The sequence below is a fragment of the Aedoeadaptatus acetigenes genome, assembly GCF_025566985.1.
Lineage (GTDB): Bacteria > Bacillota > Clostridia > Tissierellales > Peptoniphilaceae > Aedoeadaptatus > Aedoeadaptatus acetigenes.
Genome location: NZ_JAOQJD010000023.1, coordinates 1 through 11,648, shown reverse-complemented (window position 1 = coordinate 11,648; position 11,648 = coordinate 1). Strand labels below are relative to the sequence as shown.

Annotated in this window: 13 protein-coding genes; 12 read left to right on the top strand and 1 reads right to left on the bottom strand. The window is 53.4% G+C overall.

Going from position 1 to position 11,648, the window contains the following annotated elements; translation table 11 throughout:
- The coding region (locus OCV31_RS09805) for a transposase (RefSeq protein WP_148472326.1) at positions 1-105 on the top strand (105 nt) is incomplete at its 5' end.
- Positions 106-231: 126 nt separating this feature from the next.
- Here OCV31_RS09805 and tyrS read toward each other — a convergent pair.
- Positions 232-1,458 carry a tyrosine--tRNA ligase gene (gene tyrS / locus OCV31_RS09380; RefSeq protein WP_148474627.1) on the bottom strand — a complete coding sequence of 409 codons (1,227 nt, stop codon included), beginning with the start codon at positions 1,456-1,458 and terminating at the stop codon, positions 232-234.
- Positions 1,459-1,693: 235 nt separating this feature from the next.
- Here tyrS and OCV31_RS09375 point away from each other — a divergent pair, with 235 nt between their 5' ends.
- From OCV31_RS09375 to OCV31_RS09325, 11 genes are all read left to right on the top strand, one after another.
- Entirely contained in the window at positions 1,694-2,863 is a 1,170-nt protein-coding gene (locus OCV31_RS09375; protein ID WP_148474625.1) for an NAD(P)H-hydrate dehydratase, read from the top strand.
- A 3-nt stretch (positions 2,864-2,866) separates the two neighbouring features.
- Complete coding sequence (locus tag OCV31_RS09370) at positions 2,867-3,208, top strand: type II toxin-antitoxin system PemK/MazF family toxin (RefSeq protein ID WP_108830704.1); 342 nt, start codon at positions 2,867-2,869, stop codon at positions 3,206-3,208.
- Between the two features lie 109 nt (positions 3,209-3,317).
- Positions 3,318-3,770 (top strand): hypothetical protein, encoded by a 453-nt coding sequence (locus tag OCV31_RS09365; RefSeq protein ID WP_148474622.1) that lies wholly within the window; start codon positions 3,318-3,320, stop codon positions 3,768-3,770.
- A gap of 11 nt (positions 3,771-3,781) precedes the next feature.
- Positions 3,782-4,909: a glycosyltransferase gene (locus OCV31_RS09360; RefSeq protein ID WP_267303931.1), complete on the top strand. Its 1,128-nt coding sequence runs from the start codon at positions 3,782-3,784 to the stop codon at positions 4,907-4,909.
- Complete coding sequence (locus tag OCV31_RS09355) at positions 4,899-5,381, top strand: DUF4330 domain-containing protein (protein WP_148474618.1); 483 nt, start codon at positions 4,899-4,901, stop codon at positions 5,379-5,381. Before OCV31_RS09360 ends, OCV31_RS09355 begins: the two co-directional genes overlap by 11 nt.
- A 2-nt stretch (positions 5,382-5,383) precedes the next feature.
- The gene (locus tag OCV31_RS09350; protein WP_148474616.1) at positions 5,384-5,944 is read left to right on the top strand and encodes a hypothetical protein; all 561 of its coding nucleotides are present in this window, start codon (positions 5,384-5,386) and stop codon (positions 5,942-5,944) included.
- Complete coding sequence (locus tag OCV31_RS09345) at positions 5,929-7,299, top strand: O-antigen ligase family protein (protein WP_148474614.1); 1,371 nt, start codon at positions 5,929-5,931, stop codon at positions 7,297-7,299. The genes OCV31_RS09350 and OCV31_RS09345 overlap by 16 nt, the downstream gene beginning before the upstream one ends.
- A complete protein-coding gene (gene csaB, locus OCV31_RS09340) occupies positions 7,277-8,377 on the top strand; it encodes a polysaccharide pyruvyl transferase CsaB (protein ID WP_148474612.1) in 1,101 nt (366 codons plus the stop codon). Before OCV31_RS09345 ends, csaB begins: the two co-directional genes overlap by 23 nt.
- A complete protein-coding gene (locus tag OCV31_RS09335; protein WP_148474610.1) occupies positions 8,352-9,167 on the top strand; it encodes a WecB/TagA/CpsF family glycosyltransferase in 816 nt (271 codons plus the stop codon). Before csaB ends, OCV31_RS09335 begins: the two co-directional genes overlap by 26 nt.
- Positions 9,157-11,148, top strand: coding sequence for a transketolase (tkt, locus tag OCV31_RS09330; protein WP_148474608.1), 1,992 nt, complete (start codon positions 9,157-9,159; stop codon positions 11,146-11,148). Before OCV31_RS09335 ends, tkt begins: the two co-directional genes overlap by 11 nt.
- The gene (locus tag OCV31_RS09325) at positions 11,148-11,507 is read left to right on the top strand and encodes an FMN-binding protein (RefSeq protein ID WP_148474606.1); all 360 of its coding nucleotides are present in this window, start codon (positions 11,148-11,150) and stop codon (positions 11,505-11,507) included. Before tkt ends, OCV31_RS09325 begins: the two co-directional genes overlap by 1 nt.
- Positions 11,508-11,648: the final 141 nt, after the last annotated feature.

The following is an 11,648-nucleotide window of genomic DNA, read 5'->3' as shown; positions in this document are numbered from 1 at the left end:
GGAACGCACAACAAGATCAAGACCGTGAAGCGCGTCGCTTTTGGGATGCGTAACTTTCATCATTTCCGAACCAAACTGCTTTTCGTCTGTTCAAAAGACCGGTGATGAATGGCTTTTAGGAAAACAAAAAGGAGCCTAGTTTTCACTAGACTCCCCAATGGTTGACATAGAACCTAAAAAAAGCGACCTTTCGCGGAATGCCGCGGAGGTCGCTTTTTCTATGCACGTAACTTATTTAAGTTTGAATAAGTGGTGAACTTTCTTGCCTTTTCGGACGTGGACGCCTTTTTTTAGCGCATCCAACGTGATGATCGCATCGTGGGATTCGACTTTTTCGTCGTCTACGGACACGCCGCCTTGTTTAATCAGCCGGCGTCCTTCGCTGGTGGAGGCGATGAGATCGCCTTTTTGCATAAGTTCAACGATAGTAATGCCGTCTTTCACCTCGTCTTCGGAAAGTTCCGTGGTGGGCATGTGTTCCGTGTCGCCACTGCCGCCGAAGAGGACGCGGGATGCTTCCAGGGCCTTGTCGGCTTCTTCCTTGCCGTGAACTTCATTGGTGATTTCCCAAGCCAAGCGTTCCTTGGCCACATTCAGTTCTTGGCCTTCCAATTTTGCGTATTCGGCGATTTCTTCGTCGCTGACGTCGGTTAAGAGCTTCAGGAACTTCACGACGTCGCGGTCGTCGCAGTTACGCAGGTATTGGAACATTTCGTGGGGCGGCGTCTTGTTGGGATCCAAGAAAATGGCGCCCTTCATGGACTTGCCCATCTTTTGGCCGTCGGCGGTGGAGAGGAGTTTGAAGGTCATGGAGTAGACCTTGCCGTCGTCCAGCTTGCGAACCAAGTCGTAGCCGCCGAGCATGTTGCTCCATTGGTCGGAGCCGCCTAATTGCAATTGGCAATTGTATTTCCTGTAAAGAATTAAGAAGTCGTAGGACTGCATGAGCATGTAACCCATTTCAAAGAAAGTCAGCCCTTGTTCCAAGCGGTTGGCGTAGGCGTCCAGCTTCAGCATGTGGTTTACGGAAAAATGCACGCCGATGTTGCGCATGAAATCCAGGTAACCGAGATCCAAAAGCCAGTCCGCATTGTTGGCCACAATGGCCTTGCCGTCGGAGTAGTCGATAAAGTGGGACAGTTGACGCTTGAAGCAGTCGATGTTGTGGTCGATGTCTTCTTTCGTCAGCATTTTGCGCATATCGCTACGGCCGGAGGGATCGCCGATTAACGTGGTTCCGCCGCCGAACAGGGTAATGGGCACGTGACCGGCCCGTTGGAAATGTTGAAGAACTTTTACCTGAAGGTAGTGACCTAAAGTAAGGGAATCGGCGGTGGCGTCGAAGCCGATGTAAAATGTGATCGGTCCTTCGGCCAAGCGTTCACGCAATTCGTCGGGGAATGTTACCTGGTCAATGTAACCTCTTCTTTCAAGTAGATCAAATACGTTCTCAGTCATGATGCCTCCTTTTTAAGCACAAAAAAAGCTCCTGCGAAAGGGCGTCTTCCAACGCGGTACCACCTTTCTTCGCAAAAAGCCTCGAAAAAATTATCATACTCCGGCGTTGTAATTTTGGGGACGCCATCATCGTATCTATGAATTTGTTCTCCATTATAGGGTCGTATGAAAACTTTGTCAAGTAAAAATCGTTTTTTTCTGCTGAAATTGTGTTATGATGAAAAAGAGGTGACATATGATTGGCGTGGATTTGGTTTACATACCGCGAGTAAAAGAAATAATGAACAGGCGAGGGGAGGATTTCCTCGAAAGAGTGTTTTCCCCTGAGGAACGGGCGAATCTAAACTTGCGCCCGGAAACCGTGGCCGGCCGCTTTGCCGCAAAAGAGGCCATGGCCAAGGCTCTGGGCGTGGGCCTGTTTAAAGCGGGATTTAAAAATTTAATCGTGACACAAGATGCGCGCGGTGCCCTTTGCGGCCGCTACAAAAATGACACCTTCGATCTGTCCCTCTCCCACGAAAGAGACTACGCCGTCGCCGTGGCCCGCCTGCGAGAAAGCAGCGTGCTTTCCGTATCGAACGAGGCGGCGAATCTGCTCCCGCTCGTGGATGAAAAAGACCACAAAGGCGCCCGGGGAAAAGCGGCCATCGTCGGCGGAAGCGCGGGCATGTTCGGCTCCGTGGATCTTTCTTCCTCGGCGGCCTTAAGGGCCGGTTGCGGTCTGAGCTACGCCTACGTTCCCGACGCTGTGTTTAATGACTTTTCCCTGCGCATGCGGGAAGTGATTGTAAAAAAACAGAGCGCTTTAGATGAGGTAAGGGACGTGGACGCTGTGGGAATCGGGCCCGGCATGGGCCGCGACAGGCGGGCGCGGGACGTATTTTTAAAAATATATGCCCTCGACCTTCCCATGGTGGTGGACGCCGACGGCTTGTATCATTTGGCGGAGGCGAAGCCCGAAAGTGCGGGACCGAAAATTTACACGCCCCACGCCGGGGAAATGGCCCGCCTCATCGGTCGGGATGCGGACTGGGTAAATGCCCACCGGGATGATGCCGTGGACGAATGCCTGGCCCTCTACGGTGGCGTCGTGGTCTTAAAGGGCCATGGCACAATCGTTGCCTCGAAAGACGACCGCGTCGTTAACGAAACGGGAAATGCCGGCATGGCCACGGCGGGCTCCGGCGACGTCTTAACCGGTATTATAACGGCGTTTTTAGCCCAGGGGCTGGATTGTTTTCAAGCGGCGCGCCTCGGGGTATATATGCATGGACTGGCAGGAGACTTCGCCGCCTTACATAAAAGCAAGTGGGGGTTGATCGCTTCGGATTTAATTGAGTATTTGCCCGAAGCCTTTCTCCGCCTCGAGGCCGCGAGGGATCTGTCAGAAATAGAAAGGTTGTGATCTATGGTTATTAAGAGAGGCGATGTGTTTTATGCCGATCTGAGCCCGGTCATCGGTTCGGAGCAGGGCGGCGTAAGGCCCGTGGTCATTATTCAAAATGACGTGGGCAACAAGTACTCGCCTACGACGATCGTGGCGGCGATCACATCGCAAATGAACAAGACGAAATTGCCTACCCACGTGAAGGTGAAGGCGGCGAACAATGATTTGCCGAAAAATTCCGTGATTCTTTTGGAACAGGTGCGAACCATTGACAAAAAGCGCCTCAGGGAAAAGATCGGCAAGTTCAGCACGAAAATTATGGACGACGTGGACGAAGCGTTAAAAATCAGCATCGGTCTGTAATACATAGACGAGCGCGGGCAAGCCCCGCGCTTTTGTCGTTTTCGTTGGTCTCGTCGGCGGATTGTTGTATAATAGATAGGATGAAATATAACACAGAAAGGATGAGATTGTGAAACGCAATTGGAAAAAAATAAGCGCGGCCTGTGCCCTGGGACTTTTATTAATGGGCGCGGCGGTTCCCGCTTTTGCCAAAGACGACGATCCCTTGGTTTCATTAAGTTATTTAAACCAAAGGCTTGAAGCCATACAGAACAATCAAAATCAAAAATCGGCGGCCCCTTCCGGTGCGCAGACCTTGGAAGTGGTGGAATTAAAGGCCGGCGATAAAATCATCGCGGCCCAAGGCGCGGAAATGATCACGAGAAGCGGGCGGGTGGAAACCATCGCCCAAGAACTCGGCGGCCTCAGCGATATCACCGCAGGCGTCGACTTAAAACAAGGGGAACGCGCGCCTCTGAATCACATGCTCATTGCGCCGAGAAGCGACGGTCGGGGCCTTAAAGCCTCCACCAATGCCATCGTCCTCATGCGGGGCAGCTACCGCGTCGTAAGAGGCATGTAGCGGAGATGACGATGAAAGTTCTTCATCTTATCAGCGGCGGCGACACCGGCGGGGCGAAGACGCATATTTACACTTTGCTGAAAGGCCTCGAAGCCCATCATCAGGTGAGCATGGTCTGTTTCTGCCCCGGGCCTTTTCTCGACGGCGCCTTGGATTTGGGCATTGATGCTCGTCTCGTGGAACAGAAAAACCGCTTCGACATGGGGGCACTGAAAGAAGTGGCCCGCATGATCGAGGAGGAAGGATTCGATTTAATCCACTGTCACGGCGCGCGGGCTAATTTTAACGCCCTGTATCTCAGAAAACGCGTGGACGTGCCCATGGTCACCACTTTGCACAGCGACTATTTGCTGGATTTTAAAGACAATTTTATTAAGGACAAGGTCTTTACGCCCTTGAACAAATACGCCTTAAAGCGATTCGACAACTACATCGCCATTACGGAGCGCTTCAAGACAATGTTGGTGAGTCGGGGCTTTCCGGAAGAAGCCATCTTCGTCACCTACAACGGCATCGACATGAAAAAGCCGGAGATCGCCGTGGATAAAGACCGCTTTTTGGATCGCTACGGCTTGAAAAAATATTCAGACCGCATGCTCTTTGTCATCGCCGCCCGTTTGGACTTAGTGAAAGATCACATGACCCTTTTGCGAGCTGTGGCTCTGAATAAAGAGGCTTTTAAAGGCGCTCACGTATTAATCGCCGGCAGGGGGCCGGAGCGGGAAAAGCTCATGGCCTATGTGAAAGAAGAAGGCCTGGAGGATGCGGTCTCTTTCTTAGGTCAAGTATCCGATCCTTTCAGCCTCTATGAAGCCGGTGATGTGAACATGCTCACCTCCGTATCGGAATCTTTCCCCTACGCCCTTTTGGAAGGAGCCAAGGCCAAGATTCCCTTTATCGCCACGGATGTGGGCGGCATCGGAGAAATGGCCGGGGACTATGGCATGCTCTTTCAGCCGAAAGATACCGAGGGCCTTTCCCGAAACATGCTCTATGCCTTAAATCACCCCGACGAAATGAAAGCGCGGGGCGAGGGCCTGTATCAATACGTAAACGAACATTTCAGTCAGGAAGCCATGGCCGAAAGCCATTCGGAAATCTATAAAAAAATTCTTCAAAGGAGCCAACATGATCGATAAAAAAGGAAAACTCTTCGGCAAGATCAATGTCATCGACTGCCTGTTCTTGCTCATACTCATCGTCGCCATCGTCGGCGGCGTCTCTCGCTTTAAAGATTCGTCCATTGCCGTGGAAAGCACGTCCAAGGGAAAAATGACCTTCCTCGTGGACAATGTGCGCACGCCCACGGTAGAAAACATCACCGAAGGTCAGGATCTTTACAGCTACGACAAAGGTATTTTCATGGGTAAAATCACCGGAAAAACTGTGCGTCCCTATGAAGATGCCGTGGAATATGAAGGGCAGTGGGTGAACGCGCCGGTGCCGGAAAAATATTCCGTCTACCTGGACGTGAATGTAGATATTAAGGAATCGGACAAGTCTTACGTCGTCGGCGGCGAAGAAATTCGCGTGGGCAACGAGTACCGCGTCAAGACCAAGACCTCCGCATTTACGGGCATTTGCGTAGGCATTACTAAAGACGGGAAGTAATTATGATTCAATCCAGTGTACTGATTCAAGGATTACTTACCGCCGTGCGGGCATTGGAGAATTGGTATAAACACAGTTTCCTTCACGGTTTTTTTGCGGCCGTGGGCGGCGCGATAAAAAGACAGTGGCGGGCATCCGCGACGCGAAACATGCTGGACGGGGCCGAAGCCGCCTTCGCCGGCACCTTGTTTTTTCGCATCCTTCGGTTTTTTTACCGCCTGTTCAATACCATCGCCCACTGGGTGCGCATTCGCCTGACGGGCGCCGTGTCCGCCTCCGTGGGCTTTGACATCGCGGACAGCTACCGCGCCTGGGATTCGGCCCTTAAAACCACGGGCATGATCAGCATGGGCTTCGGCTTAAGCGTGTTGATTCTCTCCTTACTGCACCGCAGCCTTTGGGGCATTTCGGGACTTTTCTTTCTTCTCGCAGGCCTTTTTATGTACAGAATCGCAGAGGGCATCGATGAAATCGCCAAAAGCTCCTATGCTTTGAAGGGATTTCGGCATCTGTGGCGTCTGCTTTTACACGACAAGGAGGTGGCGTCGTGGAAACGCGCGTAAAAATCAATCCCCTCCTCTTGCTCGCTCTGGGCTTTGTCATCGGCGGCGTGGGCCTGAGCATTAAGATTCCCTTCGTGGTCTTGCTCTTTGCGGGCCTGATCGGGCTCATGGTCTTTTTTGAAAACCCCATGGTCTGTCTCATCGCTACCACCTTCGGCTACGTGTTTTTGCCGGATCTCTTGGTTCTCATGCTCCTATACGGCACCTTTGGCCTGTATCTGTTCAGAAAATTCTTTAAAAAAGACGATCCCCTCATCGTGGCCGGTCACGAAGTGGTGCCCTACATGTACTTTCTCCTGATGGTGATTCAGACGGCCACTTCCGTCTACCTGATGGGTTCTTTGCGGGATTTGGCCATTCACACGGCGGGCTTTCTGTACTTGATCTTTTTGATTAACGAAGTAAAGACCACAGAACAGCTCCACGGCGTCATCGTCGCCGTGGTTTGCGCGGCGACGCTACTGGCCCTGGTGGGCATTTACCAATACGTCGTCGGCGTGGACATTAAGAAGGAGTGGGTGGACACCAGCTCCAACGGCGCCATTCGCGCCCGGGCCTACTCGGTCTTCGGCAATCCGAATATTTTCGCCGAGTACCTGGTCATGACCATCCCCCTTTGCGTGGGCCTGTTTTGGTCCACGAAGCGGGACGGCGTGCGGATCTTCTTCTTGCTCCTCTTCGCCGTGCAGGTCTTGTCTTTATTTATGACCATGTCTCGCGGCGGCTGGCTGGGCCTCGCCGTGGCGGCCTTTGTCTTCATATGCCTCGTGCGAAAAGAGCTCTTGCTCTTGGCCATCCCTCTTATGGGGGCGGCAGTGTTTGTGGTACCGGAAAGCATCGTCAATCGCTTTATGACGATTTTTAATTTTGCCGACTCGTCCACCTCCTATCGCTTCAAAATTTGGGAGATTACCGAGGCGGTGATCCGCGATCACTTCATCGTCGGCCTGGGCCTGGGCCACTTGCCCTTTAAAATGGTCTTCGAGCAATACATTCGCACCATGCCCATTTACCACGCCCACAATACTTTTTTGCAGGTCTTTGCGGAAATGGGTCTGATCGGATTTATCCTGTTCATTATCTTTATGGTGAGCATTTTCGTTAATTTGGCCCGCTACCCCTTAAAGAGCGAAGACAGATACGTGAAAATCATGGGAGCGGCCCTTTGCGCCTCCTTTGCCGGTATGCTTTTTCACGGCATGTTTGAAAACATCTTCTACATGACCAAGATCACCACCACCTTCTGGCTCCTGTTGGCCATTTCCTTCGCTCTGGTACGTATTTGTAAAAGACATCTCTCCGCGGAACAAGGGGAGAAAAGGATGGAATGTTATGGGAAAGAAAGTTTTATTTAGCGGCTATTACGGCTTCGATAACAGCGGCGACGACGCGATTTTACACGCCATCGTAGCGGACATCAGAGCCTGTGATCCAACCGTACAACTAAATGTTCTCTCCTACGATCCGCCGAGAACCCGCCGGCTCTACGGCGTGAACGCAACCCAGCGCTTTCACTACAAATCCGTGAAGAAGGCCCTGATGGGGACGGATCTCTTGATCAGCGGGGGCGGGTCCCTCCTCCAGGACGAGACTTCTTCCAGGAGTTTGTATTACTACCTGGGCGTCATGGCCCTGGCCAAGCGCATGGGCAAAAAGATCTACGTCTACGCCAACGGCGTCGGGCCCATTCACAAATCCCTGAACCGAAGATTGACGGCGCGCATTTTAAACAAGGTGGATTACATTACCCTGAGAGACGCGGACAGCGCCAAGGTCCTTGAAGAGATCGGCGTGAAGGTGCCGCCGGTGGAAGTCACCGCCGATCCCGTCTACGGCATCGAAGGCATCAGCAGGGAAGCGGCGAGAGCGATCCTCAGGGAAGAGCGCATCGACCCGGACAAGCAATTTCTGGCTATCGCCGTGCGTCAGTGGAAAAAGGCCCCGGCACTGGCGTCGAAAATCGCCTACGTCGCCGACCGCGCCCACGAAGAATTGGGCCTCGAAATACTATTTACGCCTCTGCACTATCCGGAAGACAAACATTTCGCCGAGGGGATTAAGGCGAAAATGGTGCACAAGAACCACTGCCACGTCCTAAGCGGCAATTACGGCGTGGAAGAAATGGAAGGGATCATCGGCCTGTGCGATCTGTTAATCGGCATGCGCCTCCACGCCTTGATCTATGCCGTCACGTCGAAAACGCCGGCGGTGGGCATCGTCTACGATCCCAAGGTAAAGGCTCAACTGGAATCTCTCTCCATCGACGCCGACATTCAGGCCGAGGGCATGGATGAGAAAAAGCTCCTAAATGCCGTGGTGGCCATGTACCGCAAGCGGAACGAGGAGCGGGTGCGCCTGGAAGCCCAGCACCGGGTGCTCTTGGAAAAAAGCAGGAGGAATGTGAAGCATGTCTTCGACCTTTTACAATCCTAAGGACAAGATCAAAATCTTTAACACCGTGGTGGATCCCGTGAGCGAAAAAGAGAGTCGCGAGATCTTATCCGGTTTTCTGGACGAAGGCGGCTTTCACTGGATCTTTACGCCCAACACGGAAATCGTCATGGCCTTAAGAGACGACGCCGAAAAAGCGGCGGTAATGAATGAGGCGGATCTCGTGGTGCCCGACGGCATCGGTCTTATCATCGGCTCGAAAATGGGGGGCCATCCTTTGGAGGAGCGCGTCACCGGCTACGATTTGTCCATTTACCTTTTGGAGCTGGCCAAAGAGAAAAACGAGCGGATTTTCTTTTTAGGCGGCGAGCCCAATGTGGCGGCGGAAGCGAAAAAACGGGTAGAAGAGAAGTACGGGCCCATTGTCGCGGCAGAGCACCACGGGTATTTTAAAGGTGCGCACCGCGGCTACGAAAATTCCGAAGAAGAGGCGGCAGTGATCCGCGCAATCAACGAAAGCGGCGCGTCGATTCTCTTCGTGGGACTGGGCTTTCCTAAACAGGAACAGTTTATTTTGAACAATCGAGACAAGCTCGAAAACATCGTCGTGGCCATCGGAAACGGCGGCGTCTTGGATGTGCTTGCGGGAAAAGCCAAGAGGGCGCCGGATATTTTCATTCGGCTCCACCTGGAATGGTTTTATCGCCTGTTAAAAAATCCTTCCCGCATCGGGCGGCAAATGGCCATTCCGAAATTCTTATGGACCATAGCAAGAAACAAAAAGGCGGTCACCGTCGTAAAAGAAAACAGAGGAGGATCTCATGAATCATAACGAACAGTTCGCGGTCAATACCTTGCGGGCACTTTCCATCGACCAAATCGATGCAGCCAATTCCGGTCACCCGGGCCTGCCCTTAGGCGCGGCGCCTATGGCTTGGGCCTTGTGGGCCAATACGTTGAATTTCGATCCCGAGGATCACCTGTGGCCCAATCGCGACCGCTTTATTTTAAGCGCCGGCCACGGCAGCGCCCTCTTGTATTCTTTGTTCCACCTTTTCGGTTTGGGTCTGGACGCGGATGATTTAAAGAATTTCCGTCAACTGGATTCGAAGACTCCGGGCCATCCGGAATACGGCCACACTGCCGGCGTGGAAACCACCACCGGCCCCTTAGGCGCCGGGATCTCTACCGCCGTGGGCTTTGCCATGGCGGAAACTCGCCTCGCCGCCATCTACAATGAGCCGGGTTACGACTTTATCGACCACTATACTTACGTCCTCTGCGGCGACGGCGACTTAATGGAAGGCGTGAGCAACGAAGCCTCCTCCATCGCCGGGACCCTGGAGCTGGGCAAGCTGATCGTTCTCTACGACTCCAACAACATTACCATCGAGGGAAACACGGAACTGTCCTTTAAAGAAGACATCGCCGCCCGCTACCGCGCCTTAGGCTGGCAAGTGCTCACCGTGGAAGACGGCACGGACATCGAGGCCATTACCCGGGCCGTGGAATCGGCAAAACAGGAAAAGATCAAACCCACATTGATCGAAATTAAAACCGCCATTGGCTACGGTTCGCCCCTGGAAGGCTCCGCCGGCGTTCACGGCTCTCCCCTCGGCGAAGAAAAAAATCAAGCCACCCGCGAAAAATTAGGTTACGACGTGGCACCCTTTGCCGTGGCAGACGAAGTGAAGGCCTTAGTCGACGAAAAGCTGGAAGAAAAGCGCAAGGTCTACGACGCCTGGAAGGAATTGGAAGAAAAATACAAAGAAGCCTTCCCGCAAAAATACGACGCCTTCCTGGCAAGCTACGACACGAAGAAACAGGATCTCTCCTTTATGGACGAAGATGCTTACTGGGCGCCCGTTGAAAAAGACATGGCGACGCGGGCAAGCTCCCACGAAGTCCTGCAACGGGTCGCCGCCGGCATGGGCAATCTCTTCGGCGGAAGCGCCGACTTGGGCCCCTCCAACAAGAGCGACATGAAGGGCGAGGGCCAATACAGCGTGGACAATCGTCCGGGCGGAAACATTAATTTCGGCGTCAGAGAACACGCCATGGGTGCCATCGTGAACGGCATCTATCTCCACGGCGGCTTCCGATCCTACGGCGCCACCTTCCTGGTCTTCAGCGACTATCTGAAGCCCCAACTGCGTCTCGCCGCCCTCATGGGCATTCCAACGGCCTATATCTTCACCCACGACAGCATCGGCGTCGGCGAAGACGGCCCCACCCATCAACCCATCGAGCATCTGGCCATGCTTCGTTCCATTCCCAATATGATCACCTTCCGTCCGGCGGATTCCACGGAAGTGGCCGCCGCCTGGTACGTGGCCATGCACAGCGAATCCAAACCCGTGAGCATGATCTACACCCGTCAAACCCTGCCGGAGCTTGAAGGCTCTTCCAAGGACGCACTGAAAGGCGGTTACGTGGTGAAAAAAGAAGCCAATGCGCTGGATCTCATCTTTATCGCCACGGGCAGCGAAGTGCACTTGGCTCTGGAAAGCGCCGAAGCCCTTGAAAAAGAAGGCCACGGCGTGCGAGTAGTCAGCATGCCTTCTCAAGAACTTTTCGACGAACAACCTGAGGAATACAAAGAAGCCGTGCTTCCCTCGGCAATGCGCAACCGAATTTCCGTGGAAGCGGCAACGACCATGGGCTGGTACAAATACATCGGTCTCGACGGTTTGGCCATCGGCATGCATTCCTTCGGCGCCTCGGGCAAGGCCTCGGAAGTATTTAAACGCTTCGGCTTAACCACAGAGACCGTGACGGAAGAAGCGAAGGCTTATTTAAAGAGCCGCAAGTAATGACGGCCCGAAGAAAAATTGCGGTTTTGCTCTTGGCCCTCGCGATGAGTTTGTGCGGCTGCACCGAAAAAAACGCCTACAAAGACGGCACCTACGAAGGGCGGGGAAAGGGCTACAACGAAAAGGAACCCATCGTCCTTCGCGTCGTCATCGAGGGCGGGCGCATGTCAGACATCGCCGTCATAAGCCATGGCGAGTCGACGGAGCAGGTGCCCCAGGCGGAAAGTGCCTTGGAAAAACTTCCCGGAGCCATGGCGCGGAAAAACACCGCCATGGTCGACGGCATTGCCGGTGCCACGGAAACATCGGCGGGTTTACGAGCCGCCGTCGCCGACGCCCTGCAAAAAGCCGGGCAATAAAAGAGGACCTCTGCATAAAGAGGTCCCAGAGTGATGACAAAGGGAGGGTGAATCAACCGATTCACCCTCCCTTTTTGTGTCTTAAAACCGCTTTAAGCCACTCAATTATAGTAAAATAGAGAAAAAAGGAGGCCGCCATGC

Bases quoted from the DNA above. Each gene is read 5' to 3' on its own strand.
- tyrS (WP_148474627.1), bottom strand. From the start codon at position 1,458: ATGACTGAGAACGTATTTGATCTACTTGAAAGAAGAGGTTACATTGAC.
- OCV31_RS09375 (WP_148474625.1), top strand. From the start codon at position 1,694: ATGATTGGCGTGGATTTGGTTTACATACCGCGAGTAAAAGAAATAATG.
- OCV31_RS09370 (WP_108830704.1), top strand. From the start codon at position 2,867: ATGGTTATTAAGAGAGGCGATGTGTTTTATGCCGATCTGAGCCCGGTC.
- OCV31_RS09360 (WP_267303931.1), top strand. From the start codon at position 3,782: ATGAAAGTTCTTCATCTTATCAGCGGCGGCGACACCGGCGGGGCGAAG.
- OCV31_RS09355 (WP_148474618.1), top strand. From the start codon at position 4,899: ATGATCGATAAAAAAGGAAAACTCTTCGGCAAGATCAATGTCATCGAC.
- OCV31_RS09350 (WP_148474616.1), top strand. From the start codon at position 5,384: ATGATTCAATCCAGTGTACTGATTCAAGGATTACTTACCGCCGTGCGG.
- csaB (WP_148474612.1), top strand. From the start codon at position 7,277: ATGGGAAAGAAAGTTTTATTTAGCGGCTATTACGGCTTCGATAACAGC.
- OCV31_RS09335 (WP_148474610.1), top strand. From the start codon at position 8,352: ATGTCTTCGACCTTTTACAATCCTAAGGACAAGATCAAAATCTTTAAC.
- tkt (WP_148474608.1), top strand. From the start codon at position 9,157: ATGAATCATAACGAACAGTTCGCGGTCAATACCTTGCGGGCACTTTCC.
- OCV31_RS09325 (WP_148474606.1), top strand. From the start codon at position 11,148: ATGACGGCCCGAAGAAAAATTGCGGTTTTGCTCTTGGCCCTCGCGATG.